Annotated in this window: 23 protein-coding genes; 10 read left to right on the forward strand and 13 right to left on the reverse strand. The window is 72.6% G+C overall.

Translation table 11 applies throughout. The annotated features are described in order from the left end of the window. Positions 1-20: 20 nt before the first annotated feature. Complete coding sequence (gene era, locus ACY0MR_RS24630; RefSeq protein WP_373313716.1) at positions 21-971, forward strand: GTPase Era; 951 nt, start codon at positions 21-23, stop codon at positions 969-971. Between the two features lie 46 nt (positions 972-1,017). Here the strand turns inward: era and ACY0MR_RS24635 are convergent, their stop codons facing one another. Together ACY0MR_RS24635 and ACY0MR_RS24640 are read right to left on the reverse strand one after the other, a co-directional pair. After that, positions 1,018-1,281 (reverse strand): protealysin inhibitor emfourin, encoded by a 264-nt coding sequence (locus ACY0MR_RS24635; protein ID WP_388798971.1) that lies wholly within the window; start codon positions 1,279-1,281, stop codon positions 1,018-1,020. 21 nt (positions 1,282-1,302) lie between these two features. Further along, a complete protein-coding gene (locus tag ACY0MR_RS24640) occupies positions 1,303-2,355 on the reverse strand; it encodes a M4 family metallopeptidase (RefSeq protein ID WP_473555393.1) in 1,053 nt (350 codons plus the stop codon). A 294-nt stretch (positions 2,356-2,649) separates the two neighbouring features. Here ACY0MR_RS24640 and leuA point away from each other — a divergent pair, with 294 nt between their 5' ends. Then, entirely contained in the window at positions 2,650-4,422 is a 1,773-nt protein-coding gene (gene leuA / locus ACY0MR_RS24645) for a 2-isopropylmalate synthase (RefSeq protein ID WP_473555396.1), read from the forward strand. A 339-nt stretch (positions 4,423-4,761) separates the two neighbouring features. Then, a complete protein-coding gene (locus tag ACY0MR_RS24650; RefSeq protein ID WP_361850469.1) occupies positions 4,762-5,454 on the forward strand; it encodes a TerB family tellurite resistance protein in 693 nt (230 codons plus the stop codon). A 78-nt stretch (positions 5,455-5,532) separates the two neighbouring features. Here the strand turns inward: ACY0MR_RS24650 and ACY0MR_RS24655 are convergent, their stop codons facing one another. Then, positions 5,533-7,479: a LuxR C-terminal-related transcriptional regulator gene (locus ACY0MR_RS24655; RefSeq protein ID WP_473555399.1), complete on the reverse strand. Its 1,947-nt coding sequence runs from the start codon at positions 7,477-7,479 to the stop codon at positions 5,533-5,535. A 63-nt stretch (positions 7,480-7,542) separates the two neighbouring features. Next, entirely contained in the window at positions 7,543-8,913 is a 1,371-nt protein-coding gene (locus ACY0MR_RS24660) for an FAD-dependent oxidoreductase (RefSeq protein ID WP_388798983.1), read from the reverse strand. Between the two features lie 835 nt (positions 8,914-9,748). Between ACY0MR_RS24660 and ACY0MR_RS24665 the strand changes: the two genes are divergently transcribed. Then, positions 9,749-9,964, forward strand: a complete 216-nt coding sequence (locus ACY0MR_RS24665; protein WP_015033506.1) for a hypothetical protein — start codon at positions 9,749-9,751, stop codon at positions 9,962-9,964. Between the two features lie 71 nt (positions 9,965-10,035). Here the strand turns inward: ACY0MR_RS24665 and ACY0MR_RS24670 are convergent, their stop codons facing one another. Further along, complete coding sequence (locus ACY0MR_RS24670) at positions 10,036-10,308, reverse strand: hypothetical protein (protein ID WP_473555401.1); 273 nt, start codon at positions 10,306-10,308, stop codon at positions 10,036-10,038. 146 nt (positions 10,309-10,454) lie between these two features. Between ACY0MR_RS24670 and recO the strand changes: the two genes are divergently transcribed. Both recO and ACY0MR_RS24680 read left to right on the forward strand, forming a co-directional pair. Beyond that, entirely contained in the window at positions 10,455-11,204 is a 750-nt protein-coding gene (gene recO, locus ACY0MR_RS24675) for a DNA repair protein RecO (RefSeq protein WP_361850459.1), read from the forward strand. Positions 11,205-11,221: 17 nt separating this feature from the next. Beyond that, on the forward strand, positions 11,222-12,046 hold the full coding sequence (locus tag ACY0MR_RS24680; RefSeq protein ID WP_361850457.1) for an isoprenyl transferase: 825 nt from the start codon (positions 11,222-11,224) through the stop codon (positions 12,044-12,046). 69 nt (positions 12,047-12,115) lie between these two features. Here ACY0MR_RS24680 and ACY0MR_RS24685 read toward each other — a convergent pair whose 3' ends face one another. From ACY0MR_RS24685 to ACY0MR_RS24700, 4 genes are all read right to left on the reverse strand, one after another. Beyond that, a complete protein-coding gene (locus tag ACY0MR_RS24685; RefSeq protein WP_148004192.1) occupies positions 12,116-12,526 on the reverse strand; it encodes a Fur family transcriptional regulator in 411 nt (136 codons plus the stop codon). A 71-nt stretch (positions 12,527-12,597) separates the two neighbouring features. Further along, positions 12,598-13,491 carry a metal ABC transporter permease gene (locus ACY0MR_RS24690; RefSeq protein ID WP_361850455.1) on the reverse strand — a complete coding sequence of 298 codons (894 nt, stop codon included), beginning with the start codon at positions 13,489-13,491 and terminating at the stop codon, positions 12,598-12,600. 16 nt (positions 13,492-13,507) lie between these two features. Further along, entirely contained in the window at positions 13,508-14,287 is a 780-nt protein-coding gene (locus ACY0MR_RS24695) for a metal ABC transporter ATP-binding protein (RefSeq protein ID WP_361850453.1), read from the reverse strand. Positions 14,288-14,313: 26 nt separating this feature from the next. Further along, the gene (locus tag ACY0MR_RS24700) at positions 14,314-15,318 is read right to left on the reverse strand and encodes a metal ABC transporter solute-binding protein, Zn/Mn family (protein WP_473555405.1); all 1,005 of its coding nucleotides are present in this window, start codon (positions 15,316-15,318) and stop codon (positions 14,314-14,316) included. 177 nt (positions 15,319-15,495) lie between these two features. Here ACY0MR_RS24700 and ACY0MR_RS24705 point away from each other — a divergent pair, with 177 nt between their 5' ends. Beyond that, positions 15,496-16,878, forward strand: a complete 1,383-nt coding sequence (locus ACY0MR_RS24705; protein WP_361850449.1) for a glycine--tRNA ligase — start codon at positions 15,496-15,498, stop codon at positions 16,876-16,878. Positions 16,879-17,088: 210 nt separating this feature from the next. Here ACY0MR_RS24705 and ACY0MR_RS24710 read toward each other — a convergent pair whose 3' ends face one another. After that, positions 17,089-17,676 carry a TetR/AcrR family transcriptional regulator gene (locus ACY0MR_RS24710; RefSeq protein ID WP_388798997.1) on the reverse strand — a complete coding sequence of 196 codons (588 nt, stop codon included), beginning with the start codon at positions 17,674-17,676 and terminating at the stop codon, positions 17,089-17,091. A gap of 16 nt (positions 17,677-17,692) precedes the next feature. Beyond that, complete coding sequence (locus ACY0MR_RS24715; RefSeq protein WP_473555408.1) at positions 17,693-18,730, reverse strand: aldo/keto reductase; 1,038 nt, start codon at positions 18,728-18,730, stop codon at positions 17,693-17,695. 297 nt (positions 18,731-19,027) lie between these two features. Here ACY0MR_RS24715 and ACY0MR_RS24720 point away from each other — a divergent pair, with 297 nt between their 5' ends. After that, a complete protein-coding gene (locus ACY0MR_RS24720) occupies positions 19,028-19,222 on the forward strand; it encodes a DUF6243 family protein (RefSeq protein ID WP_361850443.1) in 195 nt (64 codons plus the stop codon). Between the two features lie 227 nt (positions 19,223-19,449). Here the strand turns inward: ACY0MR_RS24720 and ACY0MR_RS24725 are convergent, their stop codons facing one another. After that, positions 19,450-20,937, reverse strand: coding sequence for an MFS transporter (locus ACY0MR_RS24725; protein ID WP_473555411.1), 1,488 nt, complete (start codon positions 20,935-20,937; stop codon positions 19,450-19,452). A 107-nt stretch (positions 20,938-21,044) separates the two neighbouring features. Here ACY0MR_RS24725 and ACY0MR_RS24730 point away from each other — a divergent pair, with 107 nt between their 5' ends. Then, positions 21,045-22,004 carry an MmyB family transcriptional regulator gene (locus ACY0MR_RS24730; protein WP_473561878.1) on the forward strand — a complete coding sequence of 320 codons (960 nt, stop codon included), beginning with the start codon at positions 21,045-21,047 and terminating at the stop codon, positions 22,002-22,004. Here the strand turns inward: ACY0MR_RS24730 and ACY0MR_RS24735 are convergent. After that, positions 21,991-23,445: an MFS transporter gene (locus tag ACY0MR_RS24735; RefSeq protein ID WP_388799005.1), complete on the reverse strand. Its 1,455-nt coding sequence runs from the start codon at positions 23,443-23,445 to the stop codon at positions 21,991-21,993. The genes ACY0MR_RS24730 and ACY0MR_RS24735 overlap by 14 nt on opposite strands. 52 nt (positions 23,446-23,497) lie before the next feature. Between ACY0MR_RS24735 and dusB the strand changes: the two genes are divergently transcribed. Then, positions 23,498-24,634, forward strand: a complete 1,137-nt coding sequence (gene dusB / locus ACY0MR_RS24740; protein ID WP_361849781.1) for a tRNA dihydrouridine synthase DusB — start codon at positions 23,498-23,500, stop codon at positions 24,632-24,634. Positions 24,635-24,722: the final 88 nt, after the last annotated feature.

Raw genomic sequence — 24,722 nt, forward strand, 5'->3', positions numbered from 1 at the left:
GCGGGCGCTCATCGGGGACAATGGCCCCCATGAGCGCTCGCAACCAAGAAACCGAAGCCGTCCACCGGGCCGGCTTCGCCTGCTTCGTCGGCCGCCCCAACGCGGGCAAGTCCACCCTCACGAACGCTCTGGTCGGCCAGAAGGTGGCCATCACCTCGAACCGGCCGCAGACCACCCGGCACACCGTCCGCGGCATCGTGCACCGCCCCGAGGCGCAGCTGATCCTCGTGGACACCCCCGGCCTCCACAAGCCGCGCACCCTCCTCGGCGAGCGGCTCAACGACGTCGTGCGCACCACCTGGGCCGAGGTCGACGTGATCGGCTTCTGCCTGCCCGCCGACCAGAAGCTCGGCCCCGGCGACAAGTTCATCGCCAAGGAACTCGCCGGGATCAAGAAGACCCCCAAGGTCGCCATCATCACCAAGACCGACCTGGTCGACTCCAAGACGCTCGCCGAGCAGCTCATCGCGATCGACCAGCTCGGCAAGGAGCTGGGCTTCGAGTGGGCGCAGATCGTGCCGGTCTCGGCCGTCGGCAACAAGCAGGTGCAGCTCGTCGCCGACCTGCTGATCCCGCTCCTCCCGGAGTCCCCGCCGCTCTACCCGGAGGGCGACCTCACGGACGAGCCCGAGCAGGTCATGGTCGCGGAGCTGATCCGCGAGGCCGCGCTCGAAGGCGTCCGGGACGAGCTGCCGCACTCGATCGCGGTGGTCGTCGAGGAGATGATCCCGCGCGAGAACCGCCCGGCGGACCGGCCGCTGCTCGACATCCACGCCAACGTGTACATCGAGCGTCCCAGCCAGAAGGGCATCATCATCGGCCCGAAGGGCAGCCGCCTCAAGGAGGTCGGCATGAAGTCCCGCAAGCACATCGAGGCCCTCCTCGGCACCCCGGTCTTCCTGGACCTCCACGTCAAGGTCGCGAAGGACTGGCAGCGCGACCCGAAGCAGCTGCGCAAGCTCGGCTTCTAGTCCCGCCGCCGGCTCCCGGGCGGGGCCGCCGGCGGGCGCACGCGGGTCACGCGCCCTCCTTGAGGACCCTCGACACGAGGGTCCGCTGGGCCTCCGTCAGGCGCGGGTCGCCGCAGTGGACCGTGTGGGCGTCGACGGTGATCTCGTACCGGAAGCCGTCCGGCACCCCCTCGGCGCGGTCGTCGCCGTCGGCGAGGACCGCGCCCGCCAGGGCGTGCCACTCGGCGGCGTCCGGCCGGCCGGAGGTGTCCACCTCCGCCGACCGCTCGATGCCCGCGAAGCCGCCCGTGCGCCGCACTCGAATCCGCATGGGACCTGTCTACCAGCCCGGTCAGCCGGTCGGTACGCCCACCGCGGACCAGGCCTTGAGGACGGCCTGGATCTCCTCCCCGTCGCCGTAGCGCGACCGCGCCGCCGCGACCGTGGCCGCCGCGAACTCGGAGAAGCGGGCCTCGGGGGTGAGGGTCCCGCCGGTCATCACGTCGTACCAGATCTGCCCGGCCCGCTCCCAGGCGTTGCCGCCCAGCTCGGTCGCCGCCAGGTAGAAGGCGTGGTTGGGGATGCCGGAGTTGATGTGGACGCCGCCGTTGTCCCGGCCGGTGCGGACGTAGTCGTCCATGTGGCCGGGCTGCGGGTCCTTGCCCAGGACGTCGTCGTCGTACGCCGTGCCCGGGGCCTTCATGGACCGCAGCGCCGTCCCCTCCACGTTCGGGTGGAAGAGGCCCTCGCCGATGAGCCAGTCCGCCCGGTCCGCGGACTGGCCGAGCGTGTACTGCTTGACCAGGGAGCCGAAGACGTCGGAGACGGACTCGTTGAGGGCGCCGGACTGGCTGAAGTACTCCAGGTTCGCCGAGTACTGGGTGAAGCCGTGGGCCAGTTCGTGGCCGATGACGTCCACCGGGAGGGTGAAGTCGAGGAAGACCTCGTCGTCGCCGTCGCCGAACACCATCTGCTCGCCGTTCCAGAAGGCGTTGCCGTACTTCTCGTCGTAGTGGACGGAGGCGAGCAGCGGCAGGCCCGCGCCGTCGATCGAGTGGTGCCCGAAGGCGTTCAGGAACAGGTCGAAGGTGGCGCCCAGGCCGGCGTACGCCCGGTTGACGGCGGCGTCCCCGGTCGCCTCGTCGCCCTCGCCGCGGACCTTCGTCCCGGGCAGGTCGGTGCCGCGCTCGCAGTCGTAGATCGTGCGGTGGGGGCGGCCGGCCTCGGCGGGTCCGAGCGTGGGCGCGGTGCCCGGCAGCGGCAGGATCCGGAACGTACGGGCCGAGGCGTCGGCGATGAGGGTGCGGCGCGCGGCCCGGGCGACGGCCGGGTTCGCGGAATGCGCCAGGTGCTCCAGGAGGTGCGGGGGGACGATCGAGCAGAAGACGGGCGTCTGGGGGTTCATGCTCGCAATGTGGCACTGCGTGAGCGCCCTGTCACCGGCTGAGACGAGGATTGGCGAAATGGAGTGATGCGTCACTGTTCGGGCTTGACGCGGGGGTCGTCCCGCATACTGATACAGGACGTCCGCGTGCGGCGTCCCTGGGCTAGGCTGCGGCACATCATGCGTTTCGGGCTGCTTCTCCTTAGCTGCCGCGGCGAGGGCCTGTAGTCGTAGGCCGACCCCCTCCCCGCGGGACCTGGTGTTGCGTTCGACAGTCGGCCGTCCTTCTTGCCGGACCCGAGGAGCCCAACGCACATGTCCCAGTCACCGTTCGTCAGCCGCCCCACGCCGATCACCAACGCGACGCAGCTGCAGAAGCCGTCCGGGATGCCGATCCACAAGTACGCGCCGTACGAGGCCGTGCGGATCCCCGACCGCACCTGGCCCGAGCAGCGCATCACCAAGGCCCCGCGCTGGCTGTCGACCGACCTGCGCGACGGCAACCAGGCCCTGATCGACCCGATGTCCCCGGCCCGCAAGCGCGAGATGTTCGACCTGCTGGTCCGCATGGGCTACAAGGAGATCGAGGTCGGGTTCCCGTCCTCCGGCGAGACCGACTTCGCGTTCGTGCGCTCCATCATCGAAGAGGGCGCGATCCCGGACGACGTCACCATCTCCGTACTGACGCAGGCCCGCGAGGACCTGATCGAGCGGACCGTGGAGTCCCTGGTCGGCGCGAAGCGCGCCACCGTCCACCTGTACAACGCCACCGCGCCCACCTTCCGCCGGGTCGTCTTCCGCGGCTCGAAGGAGCAGATCAAGCAGATCGCCGTGGACGGCACCCGGCTGGTCATGGAGTACGCGGAGAAGCTGCTGGGCCCGGAGACGACCTTCGGCTACCAGTACAGCCCCGAGATCTTCACCGACACCGAGCTGGACTTCGCCCTGGAGGTCTGCGAGGCGGTCTGCGACGTCTGGCAGCCGGGCCCGGGCCGCGAGATCATCCTGAACCTGCCCGCCACCGTGGAGCGCTCGACGCCCTCCACGCACGCGGACCGCTTCGAGTGGATGTCCCGCAACCTGACCCGCCGCGAGCACATCTGCGTCTCGGTCCACCCGCACAACGACCGCGGCACGGCCGTCGCGGCGGCCGAGCTGGCCATCATGGCGGGCGCCGACCGCATCGAGGGCTGCCTGTTCGGCCAGGGCGAGCGCACCGGCAACGTCGACCTGGTGACCCTGGGCATGAACCTGTTCAGCCAGGGCGTCGACCCGCAGATCGACTTCTCGCAGATCGACGAGATCCGCCGCACGAGCGAGTACTGCAACCAGATGGAGGTCCACCCGCGCCACCCCTACGCGGGCGACCTGGTCTACACGGCCTTCTCCGGCTCCCACCAGGACGCCATCAAGAAGGGCTTCGACGCGATGGAGGCCGACGCGGCCGCCCGGGGCGTCACCGTCGACGACATCGAGTGGGCCGTGCCCTACCTGCCGATCGACCCGAAGGACGTCGGCCGCTCCTACGAGGCCGTCATCCGGGTCAACTCGCAGTCCGGCAAGGGCGGCATCGCGTACGTCCTGAAGAACGACCACAAGCTGGACCTGCCCCGCCGGATGCAGATCGAGTTCTCGAAGATCATCCAGCAGAAGACCGACACCGAGGGCGGCGAGGTCACGCCGGCCGCGATCTGGTCCGTCTTCCAGGACGAGTACCTGCCCAGCCCCGACGGCGCCGCGGCTCGCTGGGGCCGCATCCAGCTGCGCTCCGGCCAGTCGACCTCCGACACCGACGGCACGGACACGCTGACCGTCGAGGCGGTCGTCGACGGCGCCGAGACCGTCCTGTCCGGCTCCGGCAACGGCCCGATCTCCGCCTTCTTCGCCGCCCTGCAGGAGATCGGCGTGGACGCCCGCCTGCTGGACTACCAGGAGCACACCATGAGCGAGGGCGCTTCCGCGCAGGCCGCCTCGTACATCGAGTGCGCCATCGACGGCAAGGTCCTGTGGGGCATCGGCATCGACGCCAACACGACCCGCGCCTCGCTGAAGGCGGTCGTCTCGGCGGTCAACCGCTCCGTCCGCTGAACCGGCGTGCCGCGGACGGCCCCCGCCCCCTCCGAGGGGGCGGGGGCCGTCCCGCGTCCGGGCCGGGTGACGTTTCGCGGGCCGCCGCCACCCCGGAGGGTGATCTCGCGAGGACCGCTTCGGCCATCGCTCCCCGCACGGCCGTCCCGGTGGAGCCCGCCCGGGGGCCCGGCGGAGCCTTTCTGGCCTGAGCAAAGCCCCGCCGCCGCGCCGCACGGAGGATGACGTGTCTCGGCCAACTCCGCGGTGAAGTCGTGACGGGGTGCTGACGCCACATCAAGGATGTGGCTAACATCACGCCAACGCCGGCAGTGCAGCCGGGCCGTCGAGGAGGTGCGTGTGCGGTCTGCCCGGAATTCACGTGGTGGGAAAGTGGGCGTCTGCGGAATCCGCACCTCCTGGAACACGGTCGGAGACGGCGAGTTCTTCTGCGAGGAGTGCGGGGGCGACCGGAACTACCGGCGCCGCACCGGACGCCGCCGGTTCGCCGTCCTCGGGGTCCCGGTCCTGCCCCGGGGCTGTACGGGGCCCGTCGTCGAGTGCGCGGCCTGCCACACCCACTTCGGCACCGAGGTGCTCGACCACCCCACGACCAGCCGCTTCTCCGCGATGCTGCGGGACGCCGTGCACACCGTCGCCCTCGCCGTGCTCGCGGCCGGCGGCACCGGCTCCCGCGCGGTCCTCGACCGGGCCGTGAGCGCCGTCCGGTCCGCCGGCTTCGCCGAGTGCACCGCCGTCCAGCTCGTCGACCTCGTCGAGGCCCTGGAGGCCGACACCGGCCGCTTCATGCCCGAGGTGAACCCCGAGGGCGCGCTCCTCGCCATCGAGCTGCACGAGGCCCTGGAGCCCCTCACCCCGCACCTGGCGCCCTCCGGGCGGGAGTCGATCCTGCTCCAGGCCGCCCGGATCGCCCTCGCCGACGGGGTCTACAGCCCGGCCGAGCACGAGGTCCTGGGGACCGTCGGCAACGCGCTGGCCCTCGCCCCGGAGGACGTCGCGCGGCTGCTGGACTCGGCCCGGACGGTCGCGTAGCGGCTCCCCGCCCGGGGCGCGCGGACGCACCCCGCGGACGATCCCGCGCTCCAGGTCCGCAGGCCCCTGACCGGTCGTTCAGACCAAACCGTGCGCGTACGCGTAGGCCGTGGCGGAGGCGCGGGAGCCGACGCCCAGGGCGGCGAAGACGTGGTTCAGGTGCCGGGCGACGGTCTGCTCGCTGATCTCCAGGGCGCGGGCGACGTCCTTGTTCGTGCCTCCCGAGGCGACCAGCCGCAGCACCTCCGCCTCCCGCGCGGTGAGCCCGCCCGGGAGCCGCCGGCGCGATCCGCCGGCGACCAGCGCGGCCGCGCGCCGGGCGTCCGGTGCGGCCCCGAGCCGCTCGAAGACCACCCGCGCGGTACCGAGCTCCAGACGGGCCGCCTCCTCGTCGCCCGCGGCCCGGCAGGCGGCCGCGAGCAGCATCCGCACCCGTGCGGCCTCGTACGGCACGCGCAGCCCCAGCCATCCGCCCAGGGCCCGGCGGAGGGCCGGCAGGGCGCCGGGGCGCCGCTCGGCGAGCGCCACCGCGCCGAGTGCGGTGTCGGCCAGGGCCCCCAGCAGGGGGACGTCCTCGTGCCGCCCGAGCGCCGCGGGCGCGCCCTCGGCGCGGTCCCCGGCGGGAGGAGCGCCCGCGCCGCCGGCCCCCGCGAGGGCGTCGAGGTCCTCCGCCGCCCGCGCCGCGCCGGGCAGGTCGCGGACGGCGAGCGCCACCTCGGTCCGGGCGGCCAGCAGGCGGGCCCGGCCCAGGAGGTCGTGGTCGGGGTCGTTCCGGCAGGCCAGGGCCAGGTCGACACCGGCCACGGCCGCGTCGGCCCGGCCCTGCGCGAGACGCAGCAGCGCGAGGCCCGGCTGGGGGATCCGGCCCAGCTCGTGGGCGTGGCCGTAGGAGACGGCGGCCGCTTCGAGGCGGCCCTGGCGGCGCTGGACGTCCCCGGCGGCGTAGTACGCGGCGGCGGCCGACTCCAGGCGGTCCACCGGCACCTCGCGGCAGGCCTGCCGGGCCTCCGCCTCGGCGAGCGCCCAGGCCCCGAGGAGATCGAGGACGGCGACACGGTGCGCCCGGAGGACGCCACGGAAGGGGTTCTCGCCCGAGGGGACGGTCATGGGGAGCGGGGCGGGGACAGGGGCGCTGCCGGCCGTCTCCGGCTCCGCCGTGCGCGTACGCGTATCCGGTCCGCGGTCTGTGCTCGGGACCGTGCCGCGGTCTGTGCCCGTGCCGTGGTCCGTATCCGTGCCGCGGTCCGTCCTCGGGCCCGTACGGCTGTCCGCGCCCGTGCCGTGGTCCGTGCTCCGGTCCGGCGGGCGGCCGGTCCACGGCGGGGCGCACCACTCCATCGCCGCGTTCGTCCACTCGACGGCCCGCGCGAGGTCGGCGGCCTCCCCGCACCGGGTCAGGGCCAGGCAGTAGAGCCGGCCGGTCACGATGCCGCTGAGTCCGCCCGCGGCCACCGCGCTCATCGCGTCGTCGAGGAGGGCGAGGCCCTCGGTCCTGCGGCCGGCCGCGAGGAGGGCGCGGGATCCGGCCTGGTGGCTGAGGGCGAGGAGGTCGGGGCTGCCGGAGGCGCGGGCCAGGGCGGTCATGCGACGGGTCGCGGCGAGGGCGGAGCGGTGGTCGCCGCGGTCCGAGGCCTCCTCGGAGGCCGTCATCTCCAGGAAGCACCGCTCGGGGCAGTCCGGCAGGTCCTCCAGGTGGTGCCGGGCCCGGTGGAGCCAGCCGGCGGCGGCCGCGGGGCGTCCGAGGCCGGTGTACTCGTCGTACAGCCGCCAGGAGGCGAGGCCGGCGCCCCGGTGGTCGTCGGCCGCGAGGAAGGCGGCGTGCGCCCGGAGGAGGGCCGCCACGGACTCGTCGACGTGCCCGGACCACCAGGCGGCGTCGGCGAGGACGGAGAGGTCGTCGGCGGTCAGGCCGCGCGAGGGGTGCCGGTCGTTGGCGTGGAGCAGCGCGTAGGCCTCGGCCCAGGACTCGCGGGCCGCGGCGCTCCTGGCCCGGTCGACCGGGTTGGTCGTGGTGGGTACGGACATGGCTCTCGCCCCTTCCCGGTCCTCTCAGGGTAGGCCGGGGAAGGGGCGAGGGCCTGCGCGGTCCTACGCGATGGCGCCGCTCGCGCGCAGCATGTCCTCGCGCTCGACGATCTTGACGCGCTCGCGGCCCTGCGGCTCGCCGAGCGCCTTCTCGGCGGCGTCCAGGGCGTACCAGCCCTCCCACGTGGTGTACGTGAGCCCCTTGGCCTCCAGGAAGGACACGACGGCGTCCGTCTCCGGGTTGTCCGGGGTCAGCAGGCGGCCGTTCGCGAAGTCGTCGAGGAGGTTCGCCACGGTCTCGTTGGCGTCGCCCTTGGTGTGGCCGATGAGGCCGACGGGGCCGCGGCGGATCCAGCCGGTGCAGTACGTGGAGGCCATGTGCTCGCCGGTCTCCTCGACGACCCGGCCGCCCTCGTCCGGGACGGTGCCGCTGGCGGCGTCCCAGGGGAGCTTGGGCAGCTCGTCGGAGAGGTAGCCGACGGCGCGGTAGACGGCCTGGACGTCCCAGTCCGTGGTCGTGCCGGTGCCCTTCACGTTGCCCGTGCCGTCCAGCTCGGTGCGCTCGGTGCGCAGGCCGACGACGCTGCCGTCCTCGCCGAGGATCTCGACGGGCGACTCGAAGAAGTGCAGGAAGAGCTTGTGCGGGCGGTCGCCGACGTCGCGGATCGCCCAGTTCTCCAGGGTCTTGGCGACCATGTCGGTCTGCTTGTTCTTGCGCCGCTCGGCGATCGAGCCCTCGTCGTAGTCGATGTCCTCGGGGTTGACGATGACCTCGATGGTGGGGGAGTGGTCCAGTTCGCGCAGCTCCATCGGGCTGAACTTGGCCTGGGCCGGTCCCCGGCGTCCGAAGACGTGGATCTCGACGGCCTTGTTGGCCTTGAGGCCGTCGTAGACGTTGGCGGGGATCTCGGTCGGCAGCAGCTCGTCGCCGGTCTTGGCGAGGATGCGCGCGATGTCGAGGGCCACGTTGCCGACGCCGAGGACGGCGACCTTCTCCGCGTCGAGCGGCCAGGTGCGCGGGACGTCCGGGTGGCCGTCGTACCAGGAGGCGAAGTCGGCTGCGCCGTACGAACCGTCGAGCTCGACGCCCGGGATGTCGAGCGGGCGGTCGGCCATGGCGCCGGTCGAGAAGACCACGGCGTCGTAGAAGGCGCGCAGGTCGTCGAGGTGGATGTCGGTGCCGTAGTCGATGTTGCCGAAGAGGCGGACCTGCGGCTTGTCGAGGACCTGGTGGAGGGCGTTGACGATGCCCTTGATGCGCGGGTGGTCGGGGGCGACGCCGTAGCGGATGAGGCCGAAGGGGGCGGGCATCCGCTCGAAGAGGTCGATGGACACACCCGGCTCGGCGGCGGCCTCGGACTTCAGCAGCGCATCGGCGGCGTAGATTCCGGCGGGGCCGGCGCCGACGATCGCGACCCGGAGGGGGCGGGGCATGACTGGTTCCCTTCGCAAGCGACGTGGCGGCGAGGCCGCCGACACTTAGGTCACCCTAAATAATGCGCGAGCCGAACGGGTACCCGCCCCCGGTCTATGAGCCCATAAGGCGGACTTATGACTTCCATAAGAGCCGCCGGGGGGGTCCGGTCACGCGCGGCCGGACCGGGGCTGACGGCGGGGCCGGTGCGCCCGCGATCGTAGGCCCGGGCGGCGGCCGTGGGACATCCGGGGGCCCCGCGGGGGCGTGCCGGGAGGGCGCGGCGCACCCGTTCGGCGATGCCGTCGCATTGCGGGATCCCGTCGATTATCGAGGCCGCTCACGGCCTCGCCATTCGTATTTCCCGATTCGAACGGGAAGAGGTGTGCGCCCTGGGCGAACACCAGTCCGCCCGGCGTGTTCCATTCGGCCCCGCGGCCTCTCCGTGATAACCGAATGCCCTTCCGGGCAAAGCCCCCCGTATCCCGCCGCACGCCTGCGGCCAGGGGTTAACTCGTCGACCGTGTGAGCCAGTTGCACGCACCGCGGATCCGTCGATCCTACGGATCCGGCGCCCCTCTGGTGAGGCGAAGCCGGAAATGGATTCAGAAAGGCATACGTTGGTGAGGAAGACATCATGAAGAGGACCACGGGGGCCATCGAAGTCGCACACGAGGTGGTGACGGAATTGAGCGAGCCGCTCGCGAACGCCGGAATCCGGCGTCCTTCAGCCGGGCCCGGAGCCGTCGCCCTCGCCGCCGGTCCTCCGTGGCCGCCCGTCGCCCTGCGAAGCCGCACGGCGGACTCGGCCCGGCTGCCCGCCGACGCCGTTCCGCCGGGGGAGGAGAACCGGTCATGACACTGCCCATCGGGTCGTACGTCGTCGAGATCCGCACCGGACGGGTCGGGAGGGTCATGGGCCACGAAGGGCCCTACGTCCAGATCCGACCGCTGGGCGGTGGACGGGAGTGGGACGTGGAGCCCGACGGGGTCCGCGAGGCGACCTCGGCCGAGCGGCTGAGCGCCGCCACGGCGCACGTGAACGCGCGGAGCCGCGGCGAGGTGCCCTGACTCCCCGGGACACGCGACACGGAACGCCCGGCCGGGAGCCCCTCCCGGCCGGGCTTTCGCCGTACGCCGGATCAGACCTCCCGCCGGACGCGGAGCGCCCGGAACCCCTTCACCGCGATGACCGCGCCGAGGAGGACGAACCCCGCGAGCATCAGCGCGCTCCGGCCCAGGGCGAGGCCGGCCAGGAGCGTCAGGGAGCTCACGGCGTCGAGCAGGTCGAGCCGGGCGTCGGTCCTGACAGCGGGATCGGGACGCCGCATCCGGCGCGCGACGGGAACGAGGGCGACGAGCTGGAGGACCAGCAGGGCCGCGAGCACCCAGCGGAACGCGACGGGTATGTCCACGCCCGGAGCCTAAGCCCCGGCACCCCCACGCCGAGGTGGACGGGAGGTGAACTCTCGGCCTCCCGCGCGGGCGCGCGCCCCCGGCCCGCACCGCGGGCCTCCCGACTCCGGCCCGGGCCGCCTCCGGCGTGCGCGAGAATGGCCGCATGAGTCTGTTCCGCGACGACGGCATCGTGCTGCGCACCCAGAAGCTGGGGGAAGCGGACCGCATCATCACCCTCCTCACCCGCGGCCACGGCCGGGTGCGGGCCGTCGCCCGCGGGGTCCGGCGGACCAAGTCGAAGTTCGGGGCGCGGCTCGAACCGTTCTCCCACGTGGACGTGCAGTTCTTCGCCCGCGGCAGCGAGCTGGTCGGGCGCGGTCTGCCGCTCTGCACCCAGAGCGAGACCATCGCCGCGTACGGCGGCGGCATCGTCACCGACTACGCCCGCTACACCGCCGGCACCGCCATGCTGGAGACGGCCGAGCGGTTCACCGACCACGAGGGCGAGCCCGCCGTGCAGCAGTACCTGCTGCTCGTCGGCGCACTGCGGACGCTCGCCCGGGGCGAGCACGCCCCCCACCTCATCCTCGACGCCTTCCTCCTCCGCTCCCTCGCCGTGAACGGCTACGCGCCGAGCTTCGAGGACTGCGCCAAGTGCGGCATCCACGGCCCCAACCGGTTCTTCTCGGTCGCGGCGGGCGGCGTCATATGCGGCGACTGCCGGGTCGCCGGAAGCGTCGTACCCTCGGCGGAGGCCATCGGCCTGCTCAGCGCGCTGCTCACCGGCGACTGGGCGACGGCGGACGCGTGCGAGCCGCGTCACGTCAGGGAGGGCAGCGGACTCGTGTCCGCCTATCTGCACTGGCACCTGGAGCGCGGCCTGCGCTCGCTGCGGTACGTAGAGAAAAGCTAGGTAGGAGAGACCACGTCATGGCCATCGCACGACTGCTCGGTCGACAGCGCCGGGAGTACAGCACCCCCGAGCCGCACCCGTCGGGCGCCCGCCCGCCGAAGCTCCAGTCCGAGCTCGTCCCGGAGCACGTCGCGATCGTCATGGACGGCAACGGCCGCTGGGCCAAGGAGCGCGGCCTGCCCCGCACCGAGGGCCACAAGGTCGGCGCCGAGCAGGTGCTCGACGTGCTCCAGGGCGCGATCGAGATGGGCGTGGGCTCGATCTCGCTCTACGCCTTCTCCACCGAGAACTGGAAGCGCTCCCCCGAGGAGGTGCGCTTCCTGATGAACTTCAACCGCGACTTCATCCGCAAGTCCCGCGACCAGCTCGACTCCCTCGGCGTGCGGGTGCGCTGGGTCGGCCGCATGCCCAAGCTGTGGAAGTCGGTCGCGAAGGAGCTCCAGGTCGCGCAGGAGCAGACCAAGGACAACACCCGCCTCACGCTGTACTTCTGCATGAACTACGGCGGCCGCGCGGAGCTCACCGACGCGGCGCAGGCCCTCGCCGAGGACGTGAAGGCCGGCCGCCTCGACCCGGCGAAGATCACCGAGAAGACCATCCAGAAGTACCTCTACTACCCGGACATGCCGGACGTGGACCTCTTCCTGCGGCCCAGCGGCGAGCAGCGCACCTCCAACTACCTGATCTGGCAGAGCGCCTACGCCGAGATGGTCTTCCAGGACGTGCTCTGGCCCGACTTCGACCGCCGCGACCTCTGGCGCGCCTGCATCGAGTACGCCCAGCGCGACCGCCGCTTCGGCGGCGTCGACCCGGCCGACCTGGCGGTCCTCGACAAGGGCTGAGCGGTACGCGAGAGGGCCCGTACCCCGGGGGTACGGGCCCTCTCGTATGTCAGGTCGGTGCCCGCCGGGTCACTTCCCGGCGCAGTCGGCACAGGTGCCGAAGATCTCCACGGTGTGCGCCACGTTCACGAAGCCGTGCTCCGAGGCGATCGCCTCGGCCCACTGCTCCACCATCGGGCCCTCCACCTCCACGGCCTTGCCGCAGACCCGGCACACCAGATGGTGGTGGTGGTCGCCGGTCGAGCAGCGGCGGTACACCGTCTCGCCCTCGCTCGTGCGCAGCGCGTCGACCTCGCCCGCGTCCGCGAGGGACTGGAGCGTGCGGTAGACGGTGGTGAGGCCGACCGAGTCGCCGCGGTGCTTGAGCATGTCGTGCAGCTCCTGGGCGCTGCGGAACTCGTCCACCTCGTTCAGCGCCGCGGAGACGGCGGCACGCTGCTTGGTCGAGCGGCCTCGTACGGGGGGTCCTGCCGTCACCACGGGGGCCTCCTTGGATCCTTGTCTGCCCCCGCCATTCTGCCAGCCCCCCGCGGCCCCGCGTCCGGGCCGGATCAGACCTTCACGTCGTCCGAGGGCCGCCGGGTCGCCGGAACCGGTGCGTCGCAGCTCTCCGCGTCCGCCTCGGCCGCCCTCGCCCGGCGCTTGGCGAGCGGCGTGGCGAGCAGGGTGAGCAGGACGAAGACGCCGATCGCGTACAGGACGATCGTCGCGCCGGGCGGCACGTCCTGGTAGTACGAGGTGACCGTGCCCGCCAGGGTGACCGTGATGCCCGTCACCACCGCGAGGACGAAGGTCGCGCGGAAGGACTTCGACAGCTGCTGGGCCGCCGCGACCGGCACCACCATGAGCGCGCTGACCAGGAGCAGGCCGACGACCCGCATGGCGACCGTGACGGTCACCGCGGCCGTGACCGCGATCAGCAGGTTCAGGGCGCGCACGGGGAGGCCGGTGACCCGGGCGAACTCCTCGTCCTGGCTGACCGCGAAGAGCTGCCGGCGCAGTCCGACCGTGACCAGGACGACGAAGGCCGCCAGGACGCCGATCGCGGTGAGGTCCTCCTCGGAGACCGTGGAGAGCGAGCCGAAGAGGTAGGAGCTGAGGTTGGCGTTGGAGCCGGTCGGCGAGAGGTTGATCAGCAGGACGCCGCCGGCCATGCCGCCGTAGAAGAGCAGCGCGAGCGCGAGGTCGCCGCGGGTCTTGCCGTACGCCCGGATCAGCTCCATGCCGACCGAGCCGACGACGGCGACGAGGGTCGCCATCCAGACCGGGCTGGAGTTCAGCAGGAAGCCGAGGCCGACGCCGGTCATGGCCACGTGGCCGATGCCGTCGCCCATCAGCGCCTGCCGGCGCTGGACCAGGTAGATGCCCACGGCGGGGGCGGTGATGCCGACGAGCACGGCCGCGAGGAGCGCGCGCTGCATGAAGGCGAGATCGAGCATTTCCATGATCAGGTCAGCTTCCTCAGGTCAGCAGACCCGTGCGGAGCGGCTCCCCGGCCGCGTGCGGATGGACGTGGTCGTGGCCCGGCAGCGCGTGCTGGCCGAGGGCCTCCGGGGGCGGGCCGTCGTGGACGACGCAGCCGTCGCGGAGCACGACCGCGCGGTCGATCAGCGGCTCCAGGGGGCCCAGCTCGTGCAGGACGAGGAGGACGGAGGTGCCGCCGGCGACCTGCTCGCGCAGGGTCGAGGCGAGGATCTCCTGGCTCGCGAGGTCCACGCCCGCCATCGGCTCGTCCATGATCAGGAGCTCCGGCTCGGCGGCGAGCGCGCGGGCGATCAGCACCCGCTGGTGCTGCCCGCCGGAGAGCGCGGAGACGGAGTCCCGGGCGCGGTCGGCGAGTCCGACGAGGTCGATGGCCCGCTCGACGGCGGCCTTGTCGGCCTTGGTCAGCCAGCCGAACCTGCGGCGGGAGAGGCGGCCGGAGGAGACGACCTCGCGGATGGTGGCGGGGACGCCGCTCGCGGCGGTGGTCCGCTGCGGCACGTAGCCGACCCGGGCCCAGTCGCGGAACCGCTTCCGCTCCGTGCCGAACAGCTCGATGGTGCCGCCGGTCAGCGGCACCTGGCCGATGACGGAGCGGACCGCGGTGGACTTGCCGGAGCCGTTGGCGCCGAGCAGGGCGACGACCTCACCGCGCCGGACGGTGAGGTCGACGCCGCGGAGGACGGGCCGGGCGCCGAGGGCCGCGGTGGCTCCGCGGACGGAGATGACGGCTTCCCGTTCACGTGTCGGGGCTGCCATGGCTCGTACCTCCTGCTGTGCGGTGATCACTTCGCGCCGAGGGCCTTCTGCAGCGCGGCGAGGTTGGAGCGCATGACCTCGATGTAGTCATCGCCCTTGGACGTGTCCGTGATTCCCTCCAGCGGGTCGAGCACGTCGGTCGTGAGGCCGGCGTCGCCGGCGAGGGTCTTCGCGGTCTTGTCGCTCGCGAGGGTCTCGAAGAAGACGGTGGTGACCCCGTCCTTCTTCGCGACGTCCTGGAGTTCCTTGATCCGGGCGGGGCTCGGCTCGGACTCGGGGTCGATGCCGGAGATGCCCTCCTGATCGAGGCCGTAGCGCTCGGCGAGGTAGCCGAAGGCGGAGTGGGTGGTGATGAAGGTCTTCGTCGTGGTGTTCTTCAGGCCGTCGGCGAAGGCGGTGTTCAGGTCGCCGAGCCTCTTGACGAGTGCGTCGGTGTTCTTCCGGTAGTCGGCGGCGTTCGCCGGGTCGGCCTTCTCCAGGGCGCTTCCGACGCCCTTGGCGACCTCGGCGTACTTCACGGGGTCGAGCCAGATGTGCGGGTCGGCGCCGGCCTCGGAGCCGTGGTCGTGCCCGGCCTCCTCCTCCGCGTGCCCGTCCCCGGCGTGGTCGCCCTCGGCGTGGTCGTGGCCCTCGTGGCCGACCTCGGTGCCGTGGGCCTCCAGCTTGGTGAGGGTGGCGGCGTCGACGGTGTTCTTCACGCCGGCCTGGGCGATCGCGTCGTCGACGGCGGGCTGGATGCCCTTGAGGTACAGGACGACGTCGGCCTCGCCGAGCGCGCCGATCTGCCGCGGCTTGAGCTCCAGGTCGTGGGGTTCGACGCCGGGCTTGGTGAGGGTGTCGACGGCGACGTGGCCGCCGCCTATCTGCTCGGCCAGGTACTGCATGGGGTAGAACGACGCCACCACGTCCAGCTTGCCGCCGCTTCCCTTGTCGGCCGCGTCGGACGTTCCGCCGCAGGCGGAGAGGGTGACGATGCCGAGCGTGACGGCTCCGGCGACGGCGGTGGCGGGTATGAGGCGACATACGTTCATGACACTCATTTTCAACAAAACTGGAAACGATTGTCAATTGTCGTACGTGTGGCTCCCCGCACGCGGGACCCGGGAGGGCCGCGGCGGGAGCCGCTCGTAGAACCGATTTGATACGGGGGGTGCGGGCGCCGGTAACCTGAGGCATTCGCACTTCGTCGTCGTAATGAAGAGAGCACCGTGGCCGCCGACAAGATCGACACCATCGTCAGCCTGAGCAAGCGCCGTGGCTTCGTCTACCCGTGCAGCGAGATCTACGGCGGCCAGCGTGCCGCCTGGGACTACGGACCGCTGGGTGTCGAACTGAAGGAGAACCTGAAGCGCCAGTGGTGGCGTTACATGGTCACCTCGCGTGAGGACGTCGTCGGCATCGACTCGTCGGTCATCCTGGCCACCGAGGTCTGGGAGGCCTCCGGCCACGTCGCCACCTTCACCGACCCGCTGACCGAGTGCACCTCCTGCCACAAGCGCTTCCGCGCCGACCACCTGGAGGAGGCGTACGAGGAGAAGCACGGCCGCCTCCCCGAGAACGGCTTCGCCGACCTCAACTGCCCGAACTGCGGCAACAAGGGCACCTTCACCGAGCCCAAGCAGTTCTCCGGCCTGCTCTCCACGCACCTCGGCCCGACCCAGGACACCGGCTCCGTCGCGTACCTGCGTCCCGAGACCGCGCAGGGCATCTTCACCAACTTCGCCCAGGTGAAGACCACCTCGCGCAAGAAGCCCCCGTTCGGCATCGGTCAGATGGGCAAGTCCTTCCGGAACGAGATCACTCCGGGCAACTTCATCTTCCGCACCCGCGAGTTCGAGCAGATGGAGATGGAGTTCTTCGTCAAGCCGGGCGAGGACGAGCAGTGGCAGGAATACTGGATGGAGCAGCGCTGGAACTGGTACACGGGCCTGGGTCTCCGTGAGGAGAACATGCGCTGGTACGAGCACCCCAAGGAGAAGCTCTCCCACTACTCGAAGCGCACCGCCGACATCGAGTACCGCTTCCAGTTCGGCGGCAGCGAGTGGGGCGAGCTGGAGGGCGTCGCCAACCGCACCGACTACGACCTGAACGCGCACGCCAAGGCCTCCGGCGCCAACCTGACCTACCTGGACCAGGAGTCCGGCGAGGCGTACACGCCGTACGTCATCGAGCCCGCCGCCGGTGTCGGCCGCGCGATGCTGGCCTTCCTCCTCGACGCGTACAACGAGGACGAGGCCCCCAACGCCAAGGGCGTCATGGAGAAGCGCGTCGTGCTGCGCCTCGACCACCGCCTGGCCCCGGTCAAGGCCGCGGTCCTGCCGCTCTCCCGCAACGCGCAGCTCTCCCCGAAGGCCAAGGGCCTGGCGGCGGACCTGCGCCAGAACTGGAACATCGAGTTCGACGACGCCGGCGCCATCGGCCGCCGCTACCGTCGCCAGGACGAGATCGGCACCCCGTTCTGCGTGACCGTCGACTTCGACACCCTCGAGGACAACGCGGTGACGGTGCGCGAGCGCGACACCATGAAGCAGGAGCGCGTCTCCCTCGACCAGATCCAGGGCTACCTGGGCAGCCGCCTGCTCGGCTGCTGAGTCCGCTCCCCGCGCACGGCGAAGCCCCCGGTTCCTCCGCGGAACCGGGGGCTTTCCCGTGGCGTCGGGCGCCCGGCACGACCTGGCGCCGGGGGAGGGGAGGGACCGGACGGGCGGGCGTCCGGGGCTGGCCGGGCTCGTCGGGCTGCGCCCTCGGGCGGGGCCGTCAGGAGGGGCCGACAGGAGGGGCCGCGCCCTCGGGCGGGGCCGTCAGGCGCGGAGGCCGCGCAGCAGCAGGCCCACCACGGACTCGAACTCCGTCTCGATCGCGGGGCGCCGCCACTCCGGGGCGTAGCCCGGGTCGTGGAAGCGGGCGGTGGCGTGGAAGAGGGCGCGGGCCGTCGCCTCGGGGTCGGGTGCGGCGAACTCCGCCTCCCGGGCCCCTTCTTCGACGATCGACCGGACCTGGCCGATCAGGACGTCGATGTGCTGGTCGACCACTCCGCTGTTCTCGTCGATCAGCACGTTGTACGTGGCGAACAGCTCGGGGTCGTCGCCCGCCTTGTGCCGCTTGGCCTCGAAGAGGCGCGCGAACCACTCGTGGAGCTTGTCCGGCGCCGCCAGGCCGGGTGTCGCCGTCAGCTCGGCGAGGGCGGTCTCGGTGCGCGAGAGCCACCGCTCCGTCACCGCCTCGCGCAGGGCCGCCTTGGTGCGGAAGTGGCGGTACACGCTGCCGTGGCTGACGCCGAGGACCCGGGCCACGTCCACGACGGTCGCCTTCGCCGGTCCGTAGCGGCGCAGCACCTCCTCGGTGGCTTCGAGGATGCGCTCGGCGGTCAGGGTCTCGGTGGCGGCCATGGAAGGACAGTACCTGTCAGTGCTCGCTGTCCAGATGCGCCATCTGCGCCGCCGGGTAGCGCTCGCCCGCGGCGGAGCCCGCCGGGACGGCCTCCTCGATCGCCGCCAGGTCCGCGGCGTCGAGCGTGACGTCCAGGGCGCCGAGCGCCTCCGCCAGCCGGTCCGGGCGGCGGGCGCCCACCAGCGGGACGATGTCCGCGCGCTGCCGCTCGGCCTGGGCGAGGACCCAGGCGATCGCGGTCTGCGCCACGGTCACGCCCTTGGCCTCGGCGAGGGTGCGGAGCCGCTCCACGAGGTCCAGGTTCCGCCGGAGGTTCTCGCCCTGGAAGCGCGGGCTCATGCCGCGGAAGTCGCCGGCCGCCAGCTCGCGGTCGCGGGTGAAGTGGCCGCTGATCAGTCCGCGTGACAGGACTCCGTACGCCGTGACGCCGATGCCCAGCTCCCGGGCGGTGGGCAGGATCTTCTCCTCGATCGACCGGGAGATCAGGGAGTACTCGATCTGGAGGTCCGCGATCGGGGCGACGGCCGCCGCCCGGCGCAGGGTGTCGGCGCCGACCTCGGAGAGCCCGATGTGCCGGACGTGGCCCGCCTCGACGAGTTCGGCGATGGCGCCGACGGTCTCCTCGATCGGCACGTCGGGGTCGACGCGGGCGATCCGGTAGATGTCGATGTGGCCGGTGCCGAGCCGCTGGAGCGAGTAGGCCGCGAAGTTCTTCACGGCGGCCGGGCGCCCGTCGTATCCGGTGAAGCCGCCCTCGACGGTGCGCAGGGCGCCGAACTTCACGCTGGTCAGGGCCTGCTCGCGGGCGGCCGCGGGGGCCGTGCGCAGCGCCTCCTCGATCAGCAGCTCGTTGTGCCCCATGCCGTAGAAGTCGCCCGTGTCGAGCAGGGTCACCCCCGCGTCCAGGGCGGCGTGGATCGTCGCGATCGACTCGGCGCGGTCGCTCTCGCCGTACAGCGCGGACATGCCCATGCAGCCGAGGCCGAGGGCGGAGACCTCGGGGCCGGTGGCGCCGAGGCGGCGGGTGGGGACGGGGCGGCTGGCGGTGGTCATGGCGGTCTCCTCGGAGTCCGGGAAGCGGTGGATCGGTCGGACAGAACAACCATGGCATGACCGATGACAGATTTCAACATCTGTCATTCCCTCGGGTGTGCCGGGCCGGTCGGGCTCGGTCCGCGGTGGCCGGAAGAGGGGCGTCGTGGCGGGGGAAAACCGGGTGCCGGGCCCCGCCGGACGGGGGTAGCGTCGGCCCCATGTCTTCGTTCTCCCAGTTCTTCCAGATCTACGAGTGAGCTCCCGCATGGGCAGCCCGAGTCAGACCAGTGACCACCTCATCGACGGGAGAACACCGTGGCGAAGAGCCGCAACAACCTCCTCGGCGTCGGAGGGCAGCGCAAGAAGCTGTCCCGCGCCGACCGGCACGGCGACGAGCGGAGCCGCGGCGCGGCCCGGCCGTCCGCCGACGACCGCAAGCAGGACCTCCTGAAGCGGATGCGCGAGCGCACCCGGGAGGCCGGCGAGGCCGAGGCCACCGGCCAGGAGTAGGCACCACCGCACGAGGAAGGGCCCGGAGCGCCGTCGCGCCCCGGGCCCTTCCGTCGTTCCGTGCCCCACCCCGCCCGTACCCACCCCGCCTGTGCCCCACCTGGCACGCCCCACCCCGCTCGTGCCCCACCTGGCACGCCCCACCCCGTCCGGGCCCCACCCCGCCCCTGGCCGTCGCCCCGTTGCCCTTCGCCCGCTCCCGCGCCGCCCCCGTGCGCGGCGCGGGACTAGCCCGCGTGCCTCGGCAGGCGGGCGGACAGGGCCACCGTCAGGGCCACCATGGCCAGCTGGACCACGAGGGTCGTCGTCAGGGCGGCGCCGGCCCCCGCGGGCGAGGCCGCCAGGCCCAGGTAGAGGGAGCCCAGCGTGGCCACCCCGAGGGCCAGGGCCGACTGCTGGGTCGTCACCATCACTCCGCTCCCCACCCCCGCGCGCTCCCCGGGGACCTCCGAGAGGATCACGCGGAAGAGCACCGGCAGCTGAAGGCCCTGGCCGAGTCCCGCGATCGCCATGCCGGGGAGCAGGACCGCCACCGACAGGTCCGGCCAGGCGCGCCACACCGTCACCGCGAGCAGGGCGATGCCGACCCCCTGGACGAGGCCGCCGGCCGTCACCACGCGCGTGCCCCAGCGCCGTACCAGCCGGGGACCCGCCAGCGAGGCGCCGAAGAACGCCAGGGCCATCGGCACCAGGGCCAGCCCCGAGGCGACCGCCCCCAGACCGAGCCCCTGCTGGAGCGCGACCGCGATCACGAACATGAAGCCGCCGAAGCCCATGCACAGCGGCAGCAGCAGCACCAGCCCGCGCCGCAGCGACACCAGCCCCAGCAGGCTCGGCGGGACCAGCGGCATGCCGCCCCGGCGGTCCGTCCGCCGCTCCACCCGCCAGAACGCCACGGCCGCGAAAGGGAACACGGCCAGCGACACCCACGTCCACACCGGCCAGCCCGCCGCCCGGCCCTCCGTGAGCGGAACGAGCAGCGTGGTCAGCGCCAGGCCCAGCAGCAGGGTGCCCGGCACGTCCACCGGCGCCGGGCGGTCCGAGCGGGTCTCCGGCACCGTGCGGAAGGCCAGGAGCAGGCCGACCACCGCCACCGGCACGTTCACCAGGAAGACCGCGCGCCAGCCCGAGCCCGCGAGGTCGGCCGCCACCAGGACGCCGCCGAGGATCTGCCCGGCGACCATGGAGAGCCCCGCGGTCGCCCCGTACAGGCTCAGCGCCCGGGCCCGGCGGGCCCCCTCCGTCGAGGAGTGGATGGTCGCGAGGACCTGCGGCAGCATCAGCGCCGCCGCGGCGCCCTGCGCCACCCGCGCCCCGACGAGCGTCCAGGCGTCCGGGGCCAGACCGCAGGCCAGCGACGTCAGGCCGAAGGCCGCCATGCCGGCGAGGAAGAGCCGTCGGCGCCCGAAGAGGTCGCCCAGCCGCCCGCCGAGGACGAGCAGGACGGCGTACGACAGCCCGTACCCGGCGACGACGAGTTCCAGGAGCGCCGGGCCCGCCGCCAGGTCGTGGTCGATCGACGGCAGGGCGACGTTGACGATGAAGAAGTCGATCAGCGGCAGGGCCGCGCCGAGCAGCACGGTGAACAGGCCGAGCGGGCCCAGTGCCGGCCGGCCGTGGACGACGGCACCGGTCCCGGGCGGGGTGCCGCCCGGGGCGGGTGCCGGAGAACCCTGGGGTCCCTGGGAGCGGGGGGAAGCGGAGGTCGTAGTCACGCATCCGACGATCCGCCGCCTCTCAGCCTGGTACCAGAGTGTCTTTATCCTGGTAGAAGGAGTACCTGGCACAGGGCTGACCGGCCCGGCACCCTGGGAGCGTGACGATGACGACGGCGGAACCCGGCACGCGGCGGCACGAGCTCGCCGCCTTCCTGCGCAGCCGGCGCGAGCGCATCACCCCCGAGCAGGTCGGCCTGCCCCGGGGACGCCGCCGCCGCACCCCCGGGCTGCGCCGCGAGGAGGTCGCCCAGCTCTCCGCCGTCGGCGTCACCTGGTACACCTGGCTCGAACAGGCCCGCGACATCCAGGTCTCCCCGCAGGTCCTCGACGCCCTCGCGGGAGCCCTGCTGCTCGACCCCACCGAGCGCAGCCACCTCTTCGCCCTCGCCGCGCAGAGCGACCCGCACCCCGAGACGGCCTGCCCGGCCGTCACCCCCGCACTCCGCGCCCTGCTCCGCCAGCTGGAGCCCGTCCCCGCCTGCGTCCAGAACAGCCGGTACGACTTCCTCGCCTACAACCGCACCTTCGGACGGCTCTACCGCGATCTCGACGCGCTGCCCCGAGAGGACCGCAACACCCTCTGGCTCGCCTTCACCGACGAGCGCTTCCGGGCCGCCTTCGGCGACCTCCCCGAGGTCCTGCGCGCGATGGTCGGCAAGCTCCGCGCCTCGATGGCCGAGCACCTGGCCGAACCGGCCTGGAAGGCGCTGGTCCAGCGCCTCCAGGACGCCTCCCCGGAGTTCCGCGAGCTGTGGGAGCGCCGCGACGTGGCCGACCTCGCCGGTCGCGCCAAGGTCATCCGCAACGCCGAGGTCGGCGTGCTCCACCTGGAGCACACCAACCTCTGGCTCGGCCCGGCCGCCGGTCCGCGCCTCGGCACCTACGTCCCGATCGACGAGGAGTCCCGGGCCCGGCTCGAACGGCTCCTGGAGCTCGTCGTCCGCGAGGAGGCCGGAGGGGCCCCGGCGGCCCACGGCGCGCCGCGGGACCGGCCCGCGGACGAGGACCGGCGGGCCGGCGAGGGCCGGGGCAGCGCGCGGGACCGGTCCCTCACCGCCGTCTGAGCGGGAGGCCGGCCCCGTCCGCCGGACGCGTCCCCTCGTCCGCCAGGCAGCGGGCCGTCCGCTCCGCCGTGCGGCGGGCCCAGGTCCCGCTGGTCAGCGCGCCGACCGCGAGGACGGCGAGGCCGCAGGCCGTCACCACCCAGTAGCCGGGCCGCGCCGCCGCCACGAAGTCCTCGGGGGACGTCCCGGCGCCCACCCCGGTCGCGAGCACCGTGCCGACGACCGCGACCCCGAGCGTCTGTCCGACCTGCCGGCTCGTGGAGGCCACCGCCGCCGCCACCCCCGCCTGCGCGCGGGGCATCCCCGAGACGGCCGTGTTGGTGATCGGGGCGTTCACCAGCCCGAAGCCGATGCCGAAGGCCACGTACCCCGTGAAGAGCAGCGGATCACGGGTCTCCGCCTCGAAGGCCGCGAAGAGCAGCGCCCCCGCCGCCATCGCCGTGCCCGCGAGGAGCAGCGGGAGGCGGGGTCCACGCGCGCCCGTGAGGCGGCCCGACAGCGGGGCGAAGACGAAGGTCATGCCCGCCATCGGCAGCACGTACAGGCCGGCCTCCAGCGGTGAGAGGCCGCGCACCTCCTGGAGGTACAGGGTGTTCAGGAACAGGAAGCCGGCGAAGCCCGAGAAGGCGCAGACCGCGACGACGGTGGCGCCGCTGAACGGGGCGCTGCGGAAGAACCGCAGGTCGATCAGGGGTTCGCGGCGCCTCGGCTCGTACACCAGGACGCCGGCGAGCGCCGCCACCGCGATCCCGGCGAAGAGCGGGTCGGTCTCGATGATCGCGTACGTGAGGGAGCCGAGGAACGCGGCCACCAGGAGCTGTCCGACCGGGTCGGGGCGGCGGGGGCGGGGCGCGCGCGACTCGGGGACGTAGCGCAGGGTCAGGAGCAGGGCCCCGAGGGCGACCGGCAGGTTGACCCAGAAGATCGCCCGCCAGCCGACCGACTCGACCAGCACACCGCCCACCAGCGGCCCCAGGGCCAGGGAGATGCCGACGACCGCGCCCCAGACGCCGATGGCACGCGCGCGTGCGGCGGGTTCGGTGAAGGTGTTGGTGATGATCGACATGGCGACCGGGTTGAGCATCGAGCCGCCGACCGCCTGCACCGCGCGGAAGGCGACCAGCGCCTCCAGGTTCGGCGCCAGGGAGCAGAGCAGCGAGCCCAGGGCGAAGACGACGAGGCCGGTCACGAAGACCCTGCGGCGGCCGATCCGGTCGGCGGTGGAGCCGGCGAGCATGAGCAGGGAGGCGAGGACGAGGGTGTAGGCGTCGATGACCCACTGCATGCCGGAGACGGAGGCGTCGAGGTCGTCGCGGAGCGAGGGCAGGGCGACGTTGAGCGCGGTGTTGTCCAGGCTGACGATCAGCAGGCTCGTGCAGCAGATCGCCAGGACGACGAGTTGCCGGCGCCGGGGGAGCTCCGCGCGTGTGAGCTCTGGCATGTTCGGATAGTACGGCTAACTAATGACCGGCGCAGTGCGCGACAATGGTCCGATGACCGCGTTCTCCCCTCTTGCCATCGGCCCGCACATCGTGCAGCCGCCGGTGGTGCTCGCCCCGATGGCCGGCATCACCAACGCCCCCTTCCGCACCCTCTGCCGCGAGTTCAGCGGCGGCAAGGGGCTGTTCGTGAGCGAGATGATCACGACGCGGGCCCTGGTCGAGCGCAACGAGAAGACGATGCAGCTCATCCGCTTCGACGCGACCGAGCAGCCGCGCTCCATCCAGCTGTACGGGGTGGACCCGGTGACGGTCGGCAAGGCCGTGCGCATGATCGTCGACGAGGACCTCGCCGACCACATCGACCTGAACTTCGGCTGCCCGGTCCCCAAGGTGACCCGGAAGGGCGGCGGCTCCGCCCTGCCCTACAAGCGGCCGCTGCTGCGGGCGATCCTCAACGAGGCCGTGGGCAACGCGGGCGACCTGCCGGTGACGATGAAGATGCGCAAGGGCATCGACGACGACCACATCACCTACCTGGACGCGGGCCGGATCGCGGTCGAGGAGGGCGTCACCGCGATCGCGCTGCACGGGCGGACGGCGGCGCAGCACTACGGCGGCACGGCGGACTGGGACGCGATCGCGCGGCTCAAGGAGCACGTGCCGGAGATCCCGGTCCTGGGCAACGGCGACATCTGGTCCGCCGACGACGCCCTGCGGATGATGCGAGAGACGGGCTGCGACGGCGTGGTCGTCGGGCGCGGCTGCCTGGGGCGGCCGTGGCTCTTCGCGGATCTCGTGGCGGCCTTCGAGGGGACCGGGGCCTACGCGGCGCCGGGTCTGCGGGTGGTCGCGGAGGCGATGGTGCGACACGCCCGGCTGCTCGGCGAGTGGATCGGCGACGAGGCACGCGGTGTCATCGACTTCCGCAAGCATGTGGCCTGGTACCTGAAGGGCTTCTCGGTGGGGTCCGAGATGCGCAAGAAGCTGGCGATCACCTCGTCGCTGGACGAACTGAGCGCTCAGTTGAGCGAGCTCGACCTCGACCAGCCGTGGCCGACGGGCGCCGACGGCCCTCGGGGTCGTACGTCTGGAAACAACCGGGTTGTCCTGCCGGACGGCTGGTTGAAGGACCCCTACGACTGCTCAGGCGTGAGCGAGGACGCCGAGCTGGACACGTCCGGCGGCTGAGATCCGGCCGTGAATCGGCCGTTCCGGGGGAGTGATCCTCGCCACCCTTGAGGGGGGTGGCGCTCAGATGAGCAGGTTACGAACGGCT

The organism is Streptomyces sp. JN8 (assembly GCF_055808075.1).

Coding starts and splice junctions, on each gene's coding strand:
- ACY0MR_RS24655 (WP_473555399.1), bottom strand. CDS start 7,479: ATGTCCGTACCCACCACGACCAACCCGGTCGACCGGGCCAGGAGCGCC.
- ACY0MR_RS24690 (WP_361850455.1), bottom strand. CDS start 13,491: ATGGAAATGCTCGATCTCGCCTTCATGCAGCGCGCGCTCCTCGCGGCC.
- ACY0MR_RS24735 (WP_388799005.1), bottom strand. CDS start 23,445: ATGCCAGAGCTCACACGCGCGGAGCTCCCCCGGCGCCGGCAACTCGTC.
- ACY0MR_RS24700 (WP_473555405.1), bottom strand. CDS start 15,318: ATGAACGTATGTCGCCTCATACCCGCCACCGCCGTCGCCGGAGCCGTC.
- ACY0MR_RS24715 (WP_473555408.1), bottom strand. CDS start 18,730: ATGACCACCGCCAGCCGCCCCGTCCCCACCCGCCGCCTCGGCGCCACC.
- dusB (WP_361849781.1), top strand. CDS start 23,498: ATGACCGCGTTCTCCCCTCTTGCCATCGGCCCGCACATCGTGCAGCCG.
- ACY0MR_RS24730 (WP_473561878.1), top strand. CDS start 21,045: ATGACGACGGCGGAACCCGGCACGCGGCGGCACGAGCTCGCCGCCTTC.
- ACY0MR_RS24695 (WP_361850453.1), bottom strand. CDS start 14,287: ATGGCAGCCCCGACACGTGAACGGGAAGCCGTCATCTCCGTCCGCGGA.
- ACY0MR_RS24680 (WP_361850457.1), top strand. CDS start 11,222: ATGGCCATCGCACGACTGCTCGGTCGACAGCGCCGGGAGTACAGCACC.
- ACY0MR_RS24640 (WP_473555393.1), bottom strand. CDS start 2,355: ATGAACCCCCAGACGCCCGTCTTCTGCTCGATCGTCCCCCCGCACCTC.
- recO (WP_361850459.1), top strand. CDS start 10,455: ATGAGTCTGTTCCGCGACGACGGCATCGTGCTGCGCACCCAGAAGCTG.
- ACY0MR_RS24635 (WP_388798971.1), bottom strand. CDS start 1,281: ATGCGGATTCGAGTGCGGCGCACGGGCGGCTTCGCGGGCATCGAGCGG.
- ACY0MR_RS24665 (WP_015033506.1), top strand. CDS start 9,749: ATGACACTGCCCATCGGGTCGTACGTCGTCGAGATCCGCACCGGACGG.
- ACY0MR_RS24660 (WP_388798983.1), bottom strand. CDS start 8,913: ATGCCCCGCCCCCTCCGGGTCGCGATCGTCGGCGCCGGCCCCGCCGGA.
- era (WP_373313716.1), top strand. CDS start 21: ATGGCCCCCATGAGCGCTCGCAACCAAGAAACCGAAGCCGTCCACCGG.
- leuA (WP_473555396.1), top strand. CDS start 2,650: ATGTCCCAGTCACCGTTCGTCAGCCGCCCCACGCCGATCACCAACGCG.
- ACY0MR_RS24710 (WP_388798997.1), bottom strand. CDS start 17,676: ATGGCCGCCACCGAGACCCTGACCGCCGAGCGCATCCTCGAAGCCACC.